Source organism: Bradyrhizobium erythrophlei, assembly GCF_900142985.1.
GTDB lineage: Bacteria > Pseudomonadota > Alphaproteobacteria > Rhizobiales > Xanthobacteraceae > Bradyrhizobium > Bradyrhizobium erythrophlei_B.
The window spans coordinates 7,486,283-7,506,679 of sequence record NZ_LT670849.1; the positions used below are offsets into that span (position 1 = coordinate 7,486,283).

Annotated in this window: 15 protein-coding genes; 1 reads left to right on the forward strand and 14 read right to left on the reverse strand. The window is 56.1% G+C overall.

What is annotated here, in order from left to right; all coding sequences use genetic code 11:
• Positions 1-157 precede the first annotated feature (157 nt).
• From BUA38_RS37420 to BUA38_RS36070, 14 genes are all read right to left on the reverse strand, one after another.
• Positions 158-5,428, reverse strand: a complete 5,271-nt coding sequence (locus BUA38_RS37420; protein ID WP_156898894.1) for a hypothetical protein — start codon at positions 5,426-5,428, stop codon at positions 158-160.
• Between the two features lie 51 nt (positions 5,429-5,479).
• A complete protein-coding gene (gene gspG, locus BUA38_RS36015; protein WP_072826705.1) occupies positions 5,480-5,920 on the reverse strand; it encodes a type II secretion system major pseudopilin GspG in 441 nt (146 codons plus the stop codon).
• 198 nt (positions 5,921-6,118) lie between these two features.
• The gene (locus tag BUA38_RS36020; RefSeq protein WP_072826706.1) at positions 6,119-7,843 is read right to left on the reverse strand and encodes a GspE/PulE family protein; all 1,725 of its coding nucleotides are present in this window, start codon (positions 7,841-7,843) and stop codon (positions 6,119-6,121) included.
• Between the two features lie 606 nt (positions 7,844-8,449).
• A complete protein-coding gene (locus tag BUA38_RS36025) occupies positions 8,450-9,043 on the reverse strand; it encodes a prepilin peptidase (protein ID WP_083587901.1) in 594 nt (197 codons plus the stop codon).
• Between the two features lie 5 nt (positions 9,044-9,048).
• Positions 9,049-11,142 (reverse strand): type II secretion system secretin GspD, encoded by a 2,094-nt coding sequence (gene gspD, locus BUA38_RS36030; RefSeq protein WP_072825619.1) that lies wholly within the window; start codon positions 11,140-11,142, stop codon positions 9,049-9,051.
• 579 nt (positions 11,143-11,721) lie between these two features.
• Positions 11,722-12,255, reverse strand: coding sequence for a hypothetical protein (locus BUA38_RS37425; RefSeq protein ID WP_156898895.1), 534 nt, complete (start codon positions 12,253-12,255; stop codon positions 11,722-11,724).
• Positions 12,252-12,791 carry a type II secretion system protein GspM gene (gene gspM / locus BUA38_RS38925; RefSeq protein ID WP_072825620.1) on the reverse strand — a complete coding sequence of 180 codons (540 nt, stop codon included), beginning with the start codon at positions 12,789-12,791 and terminating at the stop codon, positions 12,252-12,254. Before gspM ends, BUA38_RS37425 begins: the two co-directional genes overlap by 4 nt.
• Positions 12,792-12,794: 3 nt before the next feature.
• Positions 12,795-13,862 carry a PilN domain-containing protein gene (locus tag BUA38_RS36040; RefSeq protein WP_072826707.1) on the reverse strand — a complete coding sequence of 356 codons (1,068 nt, stop codon included), beginning with the start codon at positions 13,860-13,862 and terminating at the stop codon, positions 12,795-12,797.
• 4 nt (positions 13,863-13,866) lie between these two features.
• Complete coding sequence (locus tag BUA38_RS36045) at positions 13,867-14,739, reverse strand: general secretion pathway protein GspK (RefSeq protein WP_172806146.1); 873 nt, start codon at positions 14,737-14,739, stop codon at positions 13,867-13,869.
• Between the two features lie 32 nt (positions 14,740-14,771).
• Positions 14,772-15,509, reverse strand: a complete 738-nt coding sequence (locus tag BUA38_RS36050) for a PulJ/GspJ family protein (protein ID WP_072825624.1) — start codon at positions 15,507-15,509, stop codon at positions 14,772-14,774.
• 1 nt (position 15,510) lies between these two features.
• Complete coding sequence (locus BUA38_RS38930; protein WP_083587904.1) at positions 15,511-15,936, reverse strand: type II secretion system protein; 426 nt, start codon at positions 15,934-15,936, stop codon at positions 15,511-15,513.
• Complete coding sequence (locus tag BUA38_RS36060; RefSeq protein WP_244553153.1) at positions 15,887-16,357, reverse strand: prepilin-type N-terminal cleavage/methylation domain-containing protein; 471 nt, start codon at positions 16,355-16,357, stop codon at positions 15,887-15,889. Before BUA38_RS36060 ends, BUA38_RS38930 begins: the two co-directional genes overlap by 50 nt.
• A gap of 14 nt (positions 16,358-16,371) precedes the next feature.
• Positions 16,372-17,580, reverse strand: a complete 1,209-nt coding sequence (locus BUA38_RS36065; RefSeq protein ID WP_072825626.1) for a type II secretion system F family protein — start codon at positions 17,578-17,580, stop codon at positions 16,372-16,374.
• Between the two features lie 1,559 nt (positions 17,581-19,139).
• Entirely contained in the window at positions 19,140-19,346 is a 207-nt protein-coding gene (locus BUA38_RS36070) for a hypothetical protein (protein ID WP_072825628.1), read from the reverse strand.
• Between the two features lie 595 nt (positions 19,347-19,941).
• Here BUA38_RS36070 and BUA38_RS36075 point away from each other — a divergent pair.
• Positions 19,942-20,202, forward strand: a complete 261-nt coding sequence (locus BUA38_RS36075) for a hypothetical protein (protein WP_156898897.1) — start codon at positions 19,942-19,944, stop codon at positions 20,200-20,202.
• The last annotated feature ends 195 nt before the right edge of the window (positions 20,203-20,397 follow it).

Consider the following 20,397-nt stretch of genomic DNA (forward strand, 5'->3'; position numbering starts at 1 on the left):
GCTGCCGGCCAGAAGAATTGCCAGGTCTGGTCTGTCCTGCTTGGATGGCAATCTCAATCGTTCCAATGTTCCAGATGTCGGTCGGGTTGGAAACAAGACCGCATTACCTGGAGTTTTGGACGTACCCGTCCGTACGTTCGAGCCTTATTGACGATGGTCATTGGGAAGGCGCACCGCCTGACGGATATGCATTATTCGATCCGGGCAAAACAGGCACACCACCAGGAACATCGGCAAGGACGATGTTCACGTTCGACGTGATCATCGTTTGATCCGACCCGATTTGTACAACATTGGTACCGGGTACCAGATCGGTTACCGGGATGGTGACGGCAAATGTTTTCCAGGTAAATCCGAGCTGATCCGGATAAGGCCAAGGCACTGAATGCGCATGACCATTCACCGTCACGTTGAGCGTAGTGAACGCATAATATTCGTAGAAATTGAAAAGAACGCGAACGGCTGCTGGCGTTGGATTAGCCGGTAAGTTTAACACGTTCCAGCTTGCGGTTTGGTTAGGACCAGATATCTGGCCTAGATCAGTTGTGCTCGTAGCCGGATCCGGCCGATTGATGTCCAATGCATCGTAGCTAAAGTCACGATAGGTAAATGGTCCGTCAAAGGCGACATTATCCCATACAAACGTATGTTGCTTTTGCGAGGGGGGAGCTCCCTTATCGGCGTTGTAATGCACATCTTCGAGCCAGATTAATCCGCGTGTAAGTGTCAGATTTGCGTTGGTGATAACGGCGATGTGCCTAAGCGTGGACGGCGATGGTGCGACACCGGCGTCGGTGGCATAGACGTCAATCTGACTTTGAGAGATCTTGAGTTCGACATGATTCATGATTCCTGAATTGTCAGGAGATGAAATCACACAGTCGAGTTGTTGGACCGCCATATTGGTTCGGACGCCACCAATTCCAACGGTATCGTCCATGACGTAATTACGAACGACCACGGCTGAATCGACCGTCCAACGTGGCTGACTTAAATTATTTCCATTGGGGCAAGATCCGTATTGCCCGGCAACAACAGCTGCACCAAACCGAATTCCAAAACCGTTTTGTGGGAGTGCTTGCCATGTACCAAAGTGATTGAACGGCGCAGGTACTGGAAGATCAGACATCCAAAACTCAGGCCATACTGCATGGATTCCGTGAGAATCATTGCTGACGTCAAAGGAGACGGTCCCGGTCCTTCCAGCAAAATCAAACGGCTGTTTCGGATACATCGCTAACGTTGTTACCGTTCCTGCCTCAAACACGCCGGTCGGATTATCATTGCTGGCTTCGCGAAGCTGGCCATTGCAAATTACTACATCGTTAGGAGGCGTAACCGCAGTCGTCCCACCACAGGTTTGGAGTTGGGTTGACAAAGCCCATCCATTAAGAGTGCCCTGACCAAAATTGGCCTGACCAGCCCGAGATACGCCCCACACATTTGGATCAAGATCGCCAGTGCGGCTCTGGATTCCGGGATTCTTCTGGTCAAAGGTCTCACAGAAGGCAACTGCACCACCCAACTGCATGCTGCAATTTCCGCTAACAGGAGTTGGAGATCCGGTCCCAGTCGATCCGGAGCCTGACCCAGACCCAGACCCAGACGCCACCAATACCGACGCCGAGCAACTCGCGGTGCTGCCGCCATTAGAACCGCCGCAGCTCCATGTCCACGGGCCAGAGCCTGCCACGGACGACGACGTGCCGGCTGAGCAAAGATTGGTTGAAGGTGCAGACGACGCCTGCGTGGCGTTTGCTGATCCACACACGCCGCTGATCGCCACCGGGGCGGCATTCACTGCCACCGTCGCACTCGCCATTGGCGACGTGCCTCCGGTCCCGGTGCAGGCCAGCGTGTAAGTCGTCGTGGTCGGCGGCGAAACTGCAAGAGTACCACTGGTTGCTTTCGGTCCTGTCCAACCGCCTCCGGCGTTGCATGAGCTTGCGTTGGTCGAATTCCAGGTTGCCATTGAGATCTGGCCAGAGGTTATGCCGGTTGGACTCGCCGAAAATGCTACCGTAGGAAGTGGAACGTTGCCGCTACCGCCGCTCGGATATGCATTATTTGATCCGGGCAGAACGGGCACTCCCCCCGGGACATTCAAGAGTACGATGCTTACGTTGGACGTCACCATAGCTTGATCCGACCCAAGCGTTACAACATTGGTGCCTGGCACAAGATCTGTAGTCGGAATGGTTACGGCAAAGGTCTTCCAGGTGAATCCCTTCGTGTCGGGGTAAGGCCAAGGCACTGAATGTGCATGACCGTTCACCGCCACGTTGAGCGTTTTGAAGGGGTAGTATTCGTAGAAATTGAAAACCACACGAACAGACTCCGCCGTCGGATTGGCCGGAATACTGAGCACATTCCAGCTTGCGGTCTGATTAGGGCCAGAAATCTTGCCCAAGTCCAACGTGTGAGTAGCTGCATCTGCTTGCTCAACATCCAAGGCATCGTAGCTGAAGTCACGATAGGTGAATGGTCCGTCAAACGCCACATTGTCCCAGACAAACGTGTGTTGTCTCTGCGACGGTACATTCGGACTAGATTCGGCCGCGTCCGCGTTGAAGTGGACATCTTCAAGCGAGATTAACCCGCGCGTAAGCGCCAGATTAGCGTTGGTGATGACAGCGATGTGCCTAAGCGTGGACGGCGATGCTGCGACACCGGCATCGGTGGCGTAGACGTCGATCTGGTTTTGAGAGATCTTGAGCTCGATATGATTCATTATTCCTGAATTGTCGGGCGGTGAAATGACACAATCCAGTTGTTTGACCGCCATATTAGTTCGGACGCCGCCAATTCCGTTCGTATCATCCATAACGTAATTGCGAACGACCACAGCTGAATCGACTGTCCAGCGCCGCTTATCCAGATTGTTCCCGTTCCCGCACGATCCCCATCCACCAGGTGCAACCGCAGCACCGAAGCGGATTCCAAAACCGTTTTGTGGAAGAGCTTGCCACGAATCATAGTGGTTAAATGGCGTGGGGACTGGAAGATTACTCATCCAGAACTCGGGCCACGTTGCCGAAGTGCCGTGTGAATCATTACTAACGTCAAAAGAGACCGTCCCGGTCCTTCCGGAAAAATCAAACGGTTGTTTCGGAAACATTGCCAACGTTGTTACTGTGCCAGCCTCGTAAACACCGGTCGGATTGTCATTGCTGGCTTCACGGAGCTGGCCGTTACAAATCATGATGTCGTTGGGCGGCGTGACGGTAGTCGTCCCATTACAAGTTTGAAGTTGGGTCGCCGCCCATCCATTGTACTGGCCTCGACCATAATTAACATTGCCGGTAGCACGAGAAACTCCCCAGACATTGGGATCGAGATCGCCGGTACGACCGCGGCTTCCGGAATTCTTCTTGTCAAAGGTTTCGCAGAAGGCGACCGAACCGCCTAACTGCATGCTGCAGTTCCCGCTGACAGGAGTTGGCGTTGGATCTGAGGTAGATCCAGATCCGGACCCGGACCCAGACCCCACCAACACCGACGCTGAGCAGCTCGCGCCGGTGCCGCCGTTGGCACCGCCACAGCTCCAGGTCCACGGGCCCGAGCCTGCCACGGACGACGACGTGCCGGCCGAGCAAAGGTTGGCGGAAGGTGCAGATGATGCTGGTATGCCGTTCGCCGATCCACACATACCGTTGATCGCCACCGGGGGAGCACCACCGACGGCCACGGTCGTACTGGCGGTTGGCGATGTGCCGCCGGCGCCGCTGCAGGCCAGCATGTAAGTCGTGGTGGTTTTTGGCGCTACCGCAAGAGTGCCGCTAGGGTCTTTCGGCCCCGACCAGCCGCCAGAGCCGGTGCACGAAGAAGCGTTGGTCGAAGACCAAGTCGCCATCGATATTTGGCCGGAGCTTATGTTGGTTGGGCTCGCCGAGAATGCCACCGTAGGTGGCGTGGCTGGCGGGGAAGTTACCGTACCTGTGGTCCCCAGAAGCAAATCAATGTTGGCGACTACTGGCGGAAAATCCATCGGGGCGTTCAACGGGACCAATTCTAACGTATTCGTCCCTGAAACGACGTCCGATGTTGGAACATCAAGCGACCACGACAAAAAGCCCAATGGCGCTCCGGCCACGGCATTTATATCGGCAAGATCCCCTGCCGTAAAATTATAGTTTCTCCAAGTACCACCATTAAAGCGATACTGAATGCCCCAAGTCGTATCCGGTGTATGAGTGACCGTATTGAAAAATGCGTTCAACGTGAGTGTCGCTGAAGTGATGCCCGCGATATTAACATTTTGAAACGTCAGAGCATTTATTTTGGTTGTCGGGCTATAGATTCCTATTCCTGTCGTTCCGTTGAGAAGTTGATAACCTAGATTTTGCACAGGGCCAGCCACGGGGCCATTGTATGTCGAAGTGGTCGTGTTGTTTGGAATCTCGTAGGCGCTCGGCACGGGAACCACCGGCCCGTCAAAGCCAATGTTGTCCCAGTGGTAAACCACGTCAGGGCCAACGCCATACTTCACCGTTGCATGATTTCTCGGGTTGAAGTGAACGTAGCCGCGTGTGAACGGTAGGTTGATGTTCGCCGTGTACAATAGCTTATAGTTAGGGAAGGTCTTCCCGTTGTCCGTCGAGAAATCGGAACCGTAGACGGCGATGGAATTTTGTGAGACCTGCACTTCGAAATGGTTCAACGAGCCAAACTGTGTAGCAGCGCAACCATTGACGTGGTCGTACGTTGGAGCGACGATTGTGCCGACGTAATTGTTGTAAATGAAGGTGTTGAGGGGGGCGACAGAGGTCGGGCATTCTGGAAAAGTACTTAACCGTAGCGTAAGACCATTTCTAGGAACCGGGCCCACTTCGAAATTTTGAAATTCCCTGAACGTTGTGGCCGGCGACGGGTCTTGTGTAAGCTCAAGCTCAATGAAGCCTCCAAGATTTTGAGCCACGGCATCAACGTCAAAATGAATTGTGCCAGTGCGTCCTGCGAAATCGAATGGCTGACGAACCATATATGAGTTGACGCCGTAATTTTGCATTGCGACAGCCGTCATTAGTTGTGACGACCGCGTGCCGCTCGGGTCGCAAATCAATGTGTCATTCGGCGGGAAAACGGACGTTTGCGTAATTCCAGCGCGACATTGTGGGATTGGGGCAACCGGAACAGGATTGGCGGTGCCGTATCCAGATGAACCAATTTCCCCCGATAAGCGAGCCGTCGACCATTTTTTAGGGTCCAGGTCGCCGCCGCGGCCGCCGACGGCGGCTGGCCCCTCGTCGAATGTCTCACAGAACGCGGCTGCGCTTAGACTGCAATTTGCAGATGGAGTGAAAGTTGTCGGCGCGCTTTGAGCATACGCTAACGAGGCCATCACCAACGATTGGAGTCCGATGGCGAAGGCAAAGGCCCGAGCGAGTCCATGTCGAGCGCGAATAAGCGAATAGTTTAGGTAAGCCAATGATCTGCTCCGAAATATTTTTCCAATCTTAGATTCGATCAAACAACACCCCTAGTGGGCGGCGGCTGCTAATGTTTCACCGTTGCCGATGTCGGCTGCGGTGCCAGTCCCGCCCTCCTGGCCATCCGACCCTAATGATATGATTTGATAAGGGCGCTTCTCGCCAGGAACTCGGTAAAGGTAGACATGCCCCCATGGGTCGACCGGCACGGATGCATTCTTTAGATAAGGTCCGTTCCAAACCGAAACGCCTGCAGGTCGCTGCACCAAAGCGGTAAGTCCTTCGCTCGCGGACGGATAGCGGCCGGCATCAAGATAAAACAGATCAAGTGCGCTGCCGAAGCTCTCGATCTGCAGCTTCGCGGCCTTGACCTTGGCATCTCCGAGATAGCTGAGAACTCGGGGCCCGACTAAGCCCATCACCAGACCGATGATCGTGATCACCACCAGCATCTCCACCAAAGTGAACCCGCCCTCACCATGGCCTCGCATCGCTTGCTGTCTACGCCCAGCGCTGCCGACATAGGGCCGCGACCTACGGGATCGCCGTCTAAATGCGCCAAACTTCGACGAAACTATACCCATCAGGTTGAGAGATGCCCTGGTTATGACATGCCGCGACATTTTCTTACTCTCCATCTCTTGATGTCGATCTGCCATCGACAACTCTTGCCAAGGTTACACAAACGGCTACCGAACCGAGGTCACCCTGAGCACTTCCGATACTGTCGTAGTTCCAGCCCGGCATTTCACGACGGCATCGTCGATCATCGTGGTCATACCGGCATGGATAGCGGCTCTGTCGATTGCCAACGAATCCGCGCTGGCGCCGACGAAGGGCCTGACTTCTTCAGTCAATTCAAGCAATTCAAAGACTCCGGCGCGCCCGCGATAACCAATTCCATTGCAGCGCTCGCAACCGACCGCTTGATAGACGGTTTCACCAGTTGCAAAACCCAGAACGCGATAACGGGGATCGGCCGCAAGATCGCCCCCGGTGAGTGCGTGCTTGCGTTTGCAGCCGTCGCAGAGCACCCGAACCAGCCGCTGCGCGATGACGGCCCGCAACGTCGATTGCAGGAGAAAACCCTCAACGCCGAGATCAAGAAGACGCGGCACGGCGGCGGCGGCGGTTTCGGTGTGCAGCGTCGTCAGCACGAGGTGCCCCGTCAGCGCCGCATGCACCGCGATATTCGCCGTTTCGGCGTCCCGGATTTCGCCGACCATTATGACGTCGGGGTCCTGACGAACGAAAGCTCGCATCGCCGCGGCGAAGGTCAAACCGATTGCCGGCTTGACCTGCGACTGGTTGATGCCGGGTATTTCGTATTCGACTGGATCTTCAATTGTCAGAATCTTACGTGTTGGCTCGTTCAGGATCCCCAGCATCGTCGCCAAGGTTGTCGTCTTGCCGCTTCCGGTTGGTCCGGTGATAATGATCAAGCCGTGCGGCAGAGCCAAAAGACGACGAAGGGAAGATTGATCTCGACTGCCTAGACCGACCTTGCTTAGCTCGAGTAAGCCACGATCTCGCGGCAGCAAGCGGATCACCGCGCTTTCGCCGTGCTGCGTCGGCATTGTAGCAACACGAATATCGATTTCGGATCGTCCTATCCGCGCGCGTGCCGCGCCGTCCTGCGGCAGCCGGCGTTCCGCAATATTGAGGCTGGCAAGAATCTTGATACGCGAGATGACGGCCTGCGGCGGCGCGTTGGTTGGCACCGGCACTGCGCGGAGCATCCCGTCGACCCGCATCCGCACGGCGAGTCCGGTCCGAAAAGGCTCGATGTGAATATCGCTTGCCCGCAATTCTACGGCGCGCTCGAGCAAATCGTTGACGGCCCGTACAACCGGCGCCCCGCTCGCCAGATCTCGCAGACTATCAATATCGTCGTCGCGAGACCGATGCTTCGGTTCATCGACGTCCACAGTGTTGGGACTATGCTCGTCGACCTGCTTTTCCAGAACCGTCGAAATGTCATCGAACGACGCTATGGCGACCTCTACTGCACCGTTGCAAACAATCTCGACAGCACGGATCGACGCGGCATCGGTCGGATCTGATACCGCCAAACCAAAGCGATCCTGGTCCGCCCGGAACGGAAACACAGAGGACTCGCGTAAGAAGCGTGCGGAGAAAAGCTCGGCCGCACTCGTCGCATTCATCAAATCCTGAAGATTCAATCGTCGCATACCCCAGAAGCGAGCCGCTTCATCCGCGAATTTACCGGCGGGCAGGTCAGACTTCTCCCACAACAGCCGCAACTGATTTCCAGACACCCCATCAACGGAATCTTGAAGTCGCACTCGTGTTGCAGCCACGTCGGACAACTGATCCAGCAGATACCGACGGAAATGCTCGACCGAACGCAACGGCACGACAGCTCCTGCCGCCGACGTTTGGCCACTTGGCATTGGCTTCGACCTGTTTCCGGCGAATTCCATCAGAATGTCATCTCTCGAAATGACCTGGACCGGCGCAGATAGCGACCTTTACCTACCGCGAAATGCGGCTTGAGTTTCCACTGTCGCACCGCATCTCTGGTCCCGGGAAACCCGAAGTCATTCGCTACACCGTCAATTGAAGGCGCGACTCCACCGAAACCAACCAAGAGAGGTAGCCGTACTTCAACATCCAATTTCTGGGAGGTGATTATGTTGTCGCATGCCAACAGAGCACGTGCCCGCAAAACCGGCGCGACAGTCAGCCTATTGCCCATGTTTGCTTGCGCGAATTCTCTAGCCACTATTTCCTCGTTCCATGACGCCGCCTTGCACCGTTAGATGCAGAAGAAATCTCTTTCGACAATTGTTCGGTCGCTTATATTCGAGACTGTGAAAGTTTTACGTGATCCCCCGCAATGCTCGACTCTTCGGTTTACAACTTCAGGCAGCGATGTCCCGTCGCATTGATAACGTCCCAACGATCGACACCGCATGCTTTTCAGAGCGTCGTCTAACCGCCATTCCGAGCTGCAACGAACCAAAACGAGTACTTTAGATGAGACCGAACGGCGGTGATCATCCGGTCGGCAGGTTAGTTACATAGAACGCAAACCATAAGGCGGGACACAAAAAGGTGCCAAACGGCATCTTTGTTGTTCGCTCTATTCGCCTGCCGCGCAGATGTCCCCACAAGATCGTCAGCAGCGCCCCGCCCGTTGCTAACCCAAAACACAACGGAATAACCTCGAAGGGAAGCCACGCGCCAACTGCTGCCGCTAGCTTTACATCGCCCAACCCAAGTCCCTCGCGATGCCTGACGCCCTCGTAACACCAACGCAGCAGCGCCAGAAAGCCAGCAACGCACACGGCACGCAGAACCGCGTCAGAGGCCGCAGACCAGGGGCTCAATTCCTCCAGAAACCACGCTGAACTGATGCCGCCAAGGGTCGCGCCCCAGGTAATCACATTCGGCAACAGGAAGGTCCGAGCATCTACGTCCGCACCGGCCAACATCATCACGCCCAACGCGATTGACGCCACAGCGATCGGACCGGGAAGCGTTACAAGCGATACGAACCCAAGGGCTAATCCGCCGCCAACCAGGATCACCATATTCGGTTGTAGGTTCGCAGCCGACTCAACTCGATGTGTTGTATCAATACTCGTCATTGATATCAACTTGGCGGTGAGCCACGCGGACCTGCCGCAGATGGCACTCCAGTCCCATTGATTACCGAGCTACCGCCGCGCATTGACTGCAACTTGTCTCTGAATTCCTCGGTTACAGCGCTGGCGTCCTGGCCGTTTCGGATCATTTGCGTCTTGATGAAAATGATGATCTCCGAGCGGGTTTTGGTGCTGGACGTGTTGCCGAGCATGTCACCAAGGATCTTGATGTCGCGAAGACCGGGTATTCCGGAACGGGTTTCCTGATTGTTTTCGCTGATCAGGCCTGCGAGCAGCACGGTTTGTCCGCTTGTCACTGAGACGCTCGAGTGCACGCGGCGCTGGGAAATCGTTGGAGTTAGCGTCTGTTGATCGGGGTTAACAACATTAGAGATCTCTTGATCGATCTCGAGCTGGATCGAACCGTTGGCGTGGATATGCGGCAGTACTTTCAGGATGACGCCGGTGTTGCGCATTTCAATCGTGTTGACGGTTGGCGTGGTCGAACTGGTTAGAAGCGTCGCCGAACTCGTTGAGACCGGAATTTCATCGCCTACCTGAAGCAGAGCTGGCTGATTGTCGAGTGCGACCAACGAGGGCGATGACAGCACCTTAACGTCGGTCACTGTCTGCAGCGCATTGATGATGGCGCGCGGATTCCCCGCGGATCCCAACAGCAAATTCAAACCAGGCCCCACGCTCTGCAGCAGGGCGGACTGGGCTGTCACCGATGCGGCCGCAGTTGCAGACGACTGAACCGTCGAAGCACCCGAGCCGAGAACACCACCCCCGACTTTATTGCCGTTCAGATAAAACTGAACGCCGTACTGCAAGGCGTTGGTCAACGTGACTTCGGCCACAGTCGCGTCAATCGCCACTTGCAGTTTCGCCTTATCAAGGTCGCGGACCGCGCGCTCAACCACTCGATATTCGGCCTGAGTGGAATAGACCACAATCGCATTGTTGGCGTTGTCGGCGGTAATTCGCACGTTCTGAAATGCGCCACGCACGGCGTTGCCACCAGACAGCAGCGAAGCGCTTTCCGGGCCTTCCCCCTCAGTTCCTTTCCGATCCGAGAAGGTGTCAAAAGCAGTAGATATCGGTTTGCCGCCCAGACCGCCGCTGCTGTTGGATGCCGTCGTCAAGCCTCGACTGCCGGCCCCCTTGTCAAGGGAGTCCAGGCGGGATTCCGAACCGTTGACGCCCGGCGCGAGCTGTTTGCCGGGTGTGTCGGAAGCCGAACCGGATCGCTGAAGGAAGATATCGTTCAGGATTTTGGCTATCTGAGTCGCATTGCCATTCTTCAAGCGAAAAGTATGCATCGATGTGCCGGAAGAATCGAAGCGATCGAGGCGGCGCACCCATTCCGTCGTTTGTGCAAGCAATTTAGGCGTCCTGGTGACGACCATGACTGCATTCATGCGCGAGATCGGCTGGAACCGAATAACTCCCTGCCCCACACCACCGTCACGAGTCTCGAATATCCGTTCAAGTTCTCCGATCATCGTCTCGGGCGAAGTTGATTTTAGCGGATAGACTCCGACCGATTGATTGCGCAGCCATTCCACGTCGAACGTCGCGACCATATCGAGAGCTGCCTCACGCTCGGCTGTCGTACCCTGAACCAAAAGCAGATTACGGGACGGGACAACGCGGATCGAACCGGGCCTGGCCAAAAAGCTTTCTGCAGTCTTCGCTACCGTCTCCGCAGACGTATATCGCAGCGGCACCAGCGATACGCCGTAACCTGGTTCGCCAGCACCCGCAACCGAGCCACCGGCGCTACCTTCTGGAAGCGGCACGATCTTCATTAAATTTCCGCTACGCACGATCACCGCGTTCGACATGCGCAATACGCTTTCGAATGCTGGCAGCACGTCCTTGCGGGGTATCGGGCCCGACGAAGCCAGCGTCACGTGACCCTGCACGCGCGGATCGACCGTAAAATTGAGCTGAAGAATATCGCCGAGCAGGAACTTAGCGACGGTCTGCACGTCGGCGCCATCGAAATTAATCTCAACGCCGTCGCTCTTTGCGGAAGCAACCTGGTCGAGGCTGTCGCCTTTGATAAATGCAGCCTGCTGGAGTGACGCAGGCGTCATCGCGGGGTTGGGGCCGCGTCGGGAGTTTGGCACCACCTCAGGCCCAACGTCAGCACCGGGAAACAAGAGAGGCCCCGCGGTTTGACTGCCTACCTGGGGCTGTTCTTCGGCTGCTGGGAAGCGAGGGCTCAAATCCGCTTTGCGAACAGTATTGAGAGCGTCGTGCGACGACGTCGTATCCCCGACGCGCGAAGTATCCCCGAAAAGACTAGCGCCAGGTCCAGCGCAGCCCATCAAGCCACCCACCAGCAACATCGCCGAGCAAGCCCGTAAAATATTAGGGTAATTTAATTCCTTACGGAAATTTACCCCCCCAAAATAAGTCAAAATGTGCTCCCGCACCGCCGTGCCTGAACTCGAGACCGAGTTGATTGCGACATTAAACCTGGGCCAATGGCAAAATAATACCGATGTGGCACGCTTCTTACCCCACAGTCCCCTTGATAACCGAAAGTTAACCTTAAAGGATGAACTGACGGTTAACCATGAGTTTTGTGGGGCGAGAGCAGTGCAATAAGTGGCGATCCAAAGGCAAATTTTGGCCCTTGCGTCTGACCAATACCAGCCGTCGCCAACGATCTAATCTTTCGCTTTGTTGCCGGCCGATGTCGGATTCTGCTGCTGCGGAAACTGCGGCGCGTAGGGTGAAATGGGACCGTCGCTTAAAATCCGTTGATCGGCTTCCCGATTAAAAAGCGTAAACGTGGCGAAGCGACCATCAAGTGACAAGATCAGCTTGCGTCCCACGATCCCACTAACCGTCCATCCGCCTATTTCATCGCCAACTTGCGCGCGTATGGTCTTCTTCTCAGGTCCAACTTGGACAACGACATGCGCACTCGCCCCATCCATTACAACGCCGGAGACAACTAGATTTGGTGGCGGAGTTGGAGACGTTCGTGGTTCGGGATCGCGAGACATCTGCGGAATTGAAGCGCCGTGACGGCTCGGAGAAAATAACGGTCGATCCACAATCGCCGACAACCGCTCCATCGTTTCGGTCGCGAGCGGGTTGGAAGGCGAGGCCTGCATGGTCGATGTCGATGGATCGGCACCAAGCGCCGCGGTCGTGCATAACAACAGAACAGCAGGCGTCAGGCAAAGGTGCATCATGGACTTCCTCGCCGCCAAAACGCACGCAAGCTCATCGTTACTCGCAAGATCGGATCTTCCGCGTGGCCTGCCGTCGTGCTGGCCGGCTGTAACGTCAATGTATCGACGAATACGTAAGGTGTCCCGCTTTCAAGCTGATAAAGGACCGCACGCAACGCCCTCGTGTTCATGTCAAGTGTGGCCTGAATTCTGACTGTGTCGACAGCCTCATCGCCTTTGGCCGGTTCTGCCCCTGTCGAAACTAGTCCAGCCTGCTGAAGGTCGGCGAGTTGTGCCAAGTACGCCTGTAGTTTGGCGTTCGCGATACCTGTGGTAGGCGCGTCAAGAAAAGCCGAGGGGGGTGCTGCGCCGTTTAACCGACCCGCACCTGCTCGCATTTTTGTGTCCAAACGCGAGAGTAGTTCACGATGTTCGGCTAGCTCCGAACCAGCATCCGAACGCATCTGAACAGATAGTCCGGCTACAAACAAACATGCCAGCAACAACACGGCCAATACCGCTACAGAAATAGCTTGTTCGCGGTCCAACCTTAGCACACCTCACTCCTTTTCAAGCCTGATACGAGGTTCGACGTGCGCCTCGATAGAAAATCTGAAGGATTTGCCGTCCGAGCCGCGCGTCGTTGGTGCGGAAAAATGCACGCCGGTCAGGTGTCCCGACTGTTCAAGCGGTGCAAGCAATCCCGGCGCATCATCAGCCAGCCCGACCATTCGCAATGTCGCGCTTTCCAGGCGAATTTCGGTCAAATATGCGGAATCGGGCAAGGCACGCGACAATGCCTCAAGGAGGATTACGCTGGAACCGGAGGTCTCCTTCAAGAACCATGCGCGCTCTGCCGACGAACCTGAAGCCGCCGCAGACGGCATCTGGCCACCCTGAATTTGCAGCTGCAAGGCTTTGGCGCGGACGGCGATACTTTCACTCTCGTCGCGAATATTTCCGGCCGATACAAACGCCCAGAGGGTCAAGCACGTACTCGCCGCGACGATACCACCGATGCCCAAACCAATCAGGCGGCTCAACCTTTCAGGATGATCAAGTGAACCGTCCGTCGATCGCGACCACAGGGTCACGGGTTTTCTCGCATCATCTAGATTTTCGATAAGTGAGTTCGCCACGATGCGATCGACTTGAACATTGAGCGTGGCCAAATGTTTTCGAAATGCGTCGATATTCGCCCGCGAAGCTATCAGGATCCGCACGTCAAACACCGAGGCATTTTCCGAGTTCACTTCGCCGTCGAAACCGTAAACTACGTCGTTCGGTGGCCAGGGCGACAGCCGTTCGATCTGATTGCGGACCACACCCGACAAAAACTTCTGTGCCCCCGCCGGGACCGTGATGTCCCGCCTTACGATCTTGTCAGGAGGAAATTCTGCAACGACAAAACTGTTGTGGGGGGCATCCAATAGGTGCGCCGACGAATTTGGCTCGGGTCGATCCTGTGGACGAGTTATATCATGGCTGGATCTAGTCTCCCTTACGACGACTTGCTGATTTTCAAGTGCGATGGTTAGAGCACGCTGTTCACGGCGGTGCTCGTGCCAAGCAACTAAGAGTGTCGCCAACGTCTCGATCCATCGCTTCAGAATGGCAGGCATCCGCATCACACTACCTCTGCGTCATGGGACTGCCCCATATAGAAGCTTTGGCATATGGAATTGGCGTCCAAATCAGCACGCGGTACGGTTGGCTATCTTGAGGTAGCACAACAATCACAGCGTGGGCCGCGGCGGCATAACCGCTCATCAATTCCGCCGTCAGATCCACCGACACGACTCGCTGCGACTTGACCGCAAGGTATTGCTGCGCCGGTCCAAGAAGACGTCCGAACCGATCGGGGTTTGAGAGAGAATTGCGTCGAGCCTTGATGAACTCTGCAGCCCGTTGGGCGTCAACGCCGGGCAGCGCCGCGATGACAACTAGTGGTGCAGTCAACGGATTGACGGTTGAGTCACCGAACACGGTTGTTAGTGGCGCAATTGCCTCGATCCACTCGGGCTCCATTCCCGGAACAGAGTGAAGTTGGCCTAGGTCGGCGAAGGGCTGATTAGTGGTAGATGGTGGGAGCGCTTGACTGGATGGATGACCTCCATTGTCGGGATTTGCCGCACTGCCGGGACTGCGTCTTTCGACGATGCGACGAGCGACGGTGCCAGCCGCCCCTTCCGGAGCGCCAATCGAACGCAACATTGAAGCAAGAACCTCAACCGGTGCCTTGCCAATATCGATTCGGCCGCCCTCGTCATTGAGACGCACACGCACGGCGCCAGTACCGAGGGTAGCCGTCGTCTCGACCTCGGACAACGGAACATCGCCGGGAGTCTGCACGATGCCCGCGGCCGTCTCAAGTCCGGCGGTTAAAAGCGCCTCTGCCTGCACCTGATCGCGTTCAACCGCCATCACACCGGCAAAGCCCCGGAAGGTGACCGATGCGGCCATCGCCAACGCCGAAAGCAGCGATATGGACCACAGCACGGTCACCAAAACCATTCCACGTCGTGAATCGCTGTGTGTCATTGCGCCCGGCTTTCGGACTTAGAAGGGCCATTCGGCGGCAATAGACACGCAGGCTTCGCATCGCTTTGCCCGCAGGCCGGCGGCGCATCAGAGCGAACAACAAAAGTCGCATCGCCGAGCAAATCAACGCCAGTTTCGCGGTTGCGCAAGATCAAACGAACGTAGCGGGGCAACGTCAATTCCTCAATCCAATTGGAAGACCATACCGGCGCGCCCGCCGGCGTGCTGCGTCCGAATTGGAACGACATGTCCAGCTTACCTTCGATCAGAACCACAGGATCTTTTGGCGTCAAATCTTCGAAGTGCGTGCGACCTCCTGGCCACTTCGCGCGGCGTCTGACAAGCCGACGCAAATCGCCATCCCGCTCGATGGTCAGGCTAACGAGCTCATCGTCACTGGAGCTTGATGCAACGCCCCCCGCACCCACGAAGACCACGTTTGCTGACCGACCTGCGCTTTCTTGCTCGGCGGCAAACGCGATGGCGGTACCATCCGCTGTTGGTCGTGACACAAAGCGAGCTGAACTGAAATCGCCGGCCAAACGTCCGACAGCGAGAACAAGACGCTCGGCTTCAGTTGCCCCTCGCGTTCCGCGGTCGAAGTAAATCGCAACATTTCGGATAAGCGCTGCGCTGGCAACTATGATCACCGAGGCAATCGTCAGTGCGGCCAAAACCTCGACAAGAGTAAAACCTTCACTTCCAGAGTTAATGCCTCGGCCTTGCATTGCCATCTCAGGGTTTTCCGAGCCGTATCGTCTCAGCCATAATGACCTGGCCGGGCGCCCAGCTCACGCTTGCGACCACACGAAAAGTCAACCAATTTGATTGGTCCTGCCTACGGACCGAAGCGGCCTGTTCAGTGTCGACGCGCCAACGCAATCCGCTGGTTTCGCCTTCCTGGGAAGTGATTGCCAAACTGGAGCGATCGACTGGGGCATTAATTAGCGAGCGCAGGAGAACCTGCGCCGCGACGCGGCCCTCGGCATTTGCCATGATGCGGCGTGCCTGTGACAGGTGTGGCCCTACCGCGCTCGCAAAAACGACAAGCAGCGTGAGAGCGACGAGAGCTTCAAGCAGCGTAAATCCGGCCTGCCCATCTCTTCCGTCGTTATGGCCCGATCGCGACACCACCGGTGTACCAGTTAACACGGATCTCATATTCCGCCTTTTCACGAGATAATTTCAATACCACTCCCGTCGATGCGCCATCCGGATGAAAGCGAACGACAGCCTGACGTCCAGACCAGAGTGCGTCGATACCGAGGATGTCGAGGGCGATGTCGCGCGGCAGCGCAACGATACCCCCTCCGTCACCAACCAGGATACGTCGTTTGGCATCGAGAGATACCTCCCGATCGCGCCCCGTCAGAATCGCCCCAAGCCGTTCGCGTCGGAGCAGCGAGGCGGTCTGCAGCGTCACAGCCTTCAAACCGGCGCGGCCAGTGCCCGGCATCATTGTTAACACAAGCGTGGCGACCAGAGCTATAATGAGCATCACCGCCATGACCTCGATGAGGGTGAAGCCGGCGCCTCGATCGGCGTTCCAGCTTCGCAACACTGGCAGTACGACGCGGACCACCCTGATCCTCCGGTTCACTGCGCAAGATCTGTCATACTAAGCAGAGAACTCATGATCGATACGATCAGCGTACCAATGACAATACTGACCACAATGATCGTGATCGGCCCGATCGCACCCATCAAGCGATCGAGACCCAATCCGAGTTTGTGCTCGTAGAAACGCGACGCATGACGGACGATGTTCGCAACGTCGCCCACCTCATCTCCTACTCTCAGCATTCTCACTGCGAGCGGAGGAAGCAGTGTCGTGTCCGCCAAGGCCTCTGCAAACCTCCGGCCGTTCCTCACCTGCTCGTGGACGCTGTCGAGCGCCGCGACATAACGTGGTTCGGTAACGATGTCTCGAAGGATCTTGAGTGCCGCTGGAAGTGGGACGCCATTTTCGAGCAGCAGACCGAGCGTCCCCACGATCCGTGCCGTCCGGCGATCACCAGCCAACTCTGAAATTCCGGGAAGCAACGTGACTGCGCCGATGATCCGCGCACGCCATTCGCGGTTACGCAATACCAGCCAAGTACCCACAACCAAAAACAGGCAGATCCCCAAAAAGAGATCCAGATTGCGACGCAGCAAGGACGAGCACGCCACCACGAAAGCTGCACCCGAGTTAAGGCGACCACCAAGATCGGCAAACACAGGTTCGAACTGTGGCACGACATACATCAGGAAAAAAAGCAGGATAACAATCGCCGAGCCGACCAGAAACAACGGATAGCGGATCGCAGAATTAATTCGATCGGTCAGGACCTCCTTGCGTGAGCGGTCTTCGACGATCGCACGCAGTACGGCATCCAATTTTCCCGATGCTTCACCTGCACGTACCATTGCGACATAGGCGGGTTCGATAGCGACGGTATGTTGTTCCAGCGCTTCTGCGAAACTGTCGCCGGCGGAAATCGATGCGCGCAGATCCTGAGCAAATCCCGCCAGGCCTTTGCTTGTGTTGTCGCTGAGCGTCTGCAGCGCCGCTTCTAGCGTCAATCCGGCACCGAGAAGGAGCGCCAACTGATGCAAAAAAATGGAAACGTCCCGTGATCGCGGCGCCTTTCCAGCAGACTTGCGGCTACGCGTAAGAATTCCTGTGGTAACAGGCTCGGCATCGATGGTCAGGTGACCTAGATACTCAATACGCCGCACCACTTCTTCACGCGATGACGCATCCACCTCGCCGGCGACGATCTCGCCCGCAGGCGTGACAGCGCGATAACGGAATTGCGGCATTGGGTGCGCCCCTAGAAAACTTGCGATTTGCGAACCACACGCTGTTGTCTGCCTGAATGCCGCTCGTCAATCGTTATCCGACGCTTCAGCACGTGTTCACATGGGCAACGCCAACTCCACTTCGCTAAGCGTCCGAGGCAATTATTGTGCACTAGTATCGCGTCCGGACCAAGATCGAGAATGCATCTGACGGGATGGCGAAAATCGGACCAACGCGCGGCAATCCCATGTTTCTCCGCGATCGCCCGGCAGCACAATGATAAACCAAGTGGTATTATAAAACCTTTTAAATACCTTAGCCTCGGAAAGATAGTGCTACGTTCCAGGCCGAATTTCGGACCCCGCCCCTTGCATACGGTTTCCATTTGTATGAGTGATTGAATGAATTAAGAAAGGCATTGGGGAGCACCGCAATGAAATCCAGAGGTTTTCATAAGGTCGTTTTGGCAGCAGCTTTGCTGGTTGGTGGCTCCTCAATCGCCTCTCTACGGGCTCAGGATAGCGACAAGCCGGCAGTATCTTCGTATCCCAGCGGGTTAGAAATAGCGTTTGAATGGCAATATTCCTGCGCAAATGGAAGAGCCTGCTCATTCAGCTGTCCCGGATCGGGGGGAGCAAGCAATGTCACAAAGCTAAGCATCCATTTGGGAGCTATTCCTCTGAACAGCACCGATCGCGCGGCTGGCATCTTTTATGAATTTTCGACCGTCCAGATTCCGCGTGCTAACGGCTTCGCTATCACGACTGGTATCAGCAACTTATCATGCCAGGTGCAGGGCATGAATCTTGATTATTCCGGGCCAAGAGATCCTCCGACGAGACCGACGGCCGCTAACAGATGATAATCATCTCGGGGGACCCAGGGCATTTTTGGCTGCCGCTGTCACCTCGATTAGCTCCCGCCAAAGGCTAGCATGCGAAACGCGGCTGTAATTGCCTGCCAGTTATTGCGATGACGGTCTCAAATCAGTGCGGCGAATCCTTCGCTTGGTGAATCCGCTAAGCTGTTCGAAGTAGACAGCACGTCATCGAGTTGACTTTTGCATTCGTCTTGATCTCAAACCGGCAGCCACCTAGCGGGACGTCCATCCGCTCATTGTATAACGGGCCCAATATCCCGGACTACCGTACGGCATTCCATAGCCTGCGTAGAGCGGCGCGCAGGAATATCTATCCGAGCAACGCGGCATCGCGACGAGCTCGGGCGAGCGGGCCCTCGCCGCTTGAGACCTTCGGTAGTCACCCGAAAGTTCCGCACCTTCCGCGACGGTCGATCCCTTCCAAGCCATTCCGATCAAAAGGGTCGATGCGACAAGGACGTTAAAACATTTCATGGAATTCCTCCAACACCCCGATTCAGGCAGTAAATGTAGCTAGACTTTATAGAGCTTGTGTTGAGAAACGCGAAGCATTAAACAGCGGCGGCGAGGCCGGCAACAAGATTTCTCGCCTGTTGCGAACCTACTACATCTTTGGCTCCGTCCCATTCATCCTAGCCGCTTAGCGTACAGCAAGCGACTGAAACCAGCTCGCCAGAACAGGGTTCGTTCTGCCAAACGCTACGTCCGGCGTGAAATCCACAACCCCGCGATCGCCTCGCAGCCCCCTCCTTCGCCACGCTCCGGCAACAGCCTGCGCTCGATCAATTCGCGGCCTTCGATCGTCGCACTAAGGAGGGCAACGCAAAGCTGGAAAGCGATCGAGCCGCCTTTGCAGCCGAGAAGCAGGAATTCTATAATCGCCAAAGCCGCTATCAGGAGCAACATCGGCAAAAGCTCGCTAGCGAAACCAGGAGCATCGGGAGCGTATGGCCAAGGCCGAGCAAGAGATCGCGCGACGCGATGATGAAAATCGTCGGAAGCGCGACGATCTCTCAAAGCAACCAACCACCGGATGTCCTGAAGCCTGGGCCCGAGGCGAAGTAAATCCACTCGCCGGGATTCGCTAAATCGAAGCCCCGTCTCGCCAGGGCTGATGAAAGCGGGGCAATTACTGCTGGGGCGATTAAATCCAGCGTAGGCCGTAGATCGCTGTCGATTCGTGGCCGAGTTTTAGGCAACGTCTGTTGCGTATCGCGTTTTCAAACAAGGGGGATCGCAACGCGCCAACTATTCGAGTTCTTGATTCCTCGCATCCCTAGCCCGATAGACGCATCATCAAGTTAGAAATCTCCAAAGATCAGGAAGACAGCTCCACCAATTAGAGGCTCCCTATTTTGCTCTTGTCTCGTCATGTGCGACCCCCGCAGAGTTACTGCTCTATCTCACTCCTCGCGCGCGGGTTTACGTGAGCTTCTTTAGCAGGCCCGTTCGGCTCTTCCGCTCCGATGCGCAAGCCGGATGGAGTAACGCGCCTAATATCGTGACGACGCGTATCAATGCAGCCGGAGAAGAGTGGAGCATCAGAACCGACGAGAACGGCCAAAGGCTCATTGCGCAAGAGCCTCGCGCCGACCGCTCGATTTTAATCCTCGGCGATTCGTTATCTTTTGGCGAAGGCATAAACATCGAGGATCGCTTCGACGTTAAAATGCTTTCCTCTCTCCCGGGCGCGCGTCATAAACACTGGCACGATGGGCTAGCCGATGGGCGCGATCGCGTCGCGTCCGCACGAAATGAATGAATCAAAGCACTGGCGGGCAACCGCTGGCAACATACTGGCGAAGCACCGCCCAGCTATTGTTCGCAAGGTCGGACATCGCCGGTCCTAACGCGTCCAAACTAAACCGTATAGGACGCCTCAATCAACGACCGATGCGTTTTTCCACGCACCGTGCAGCAAGCTGAGGCAAGGTGCTTTTTCGTCAGAAAACCGGAA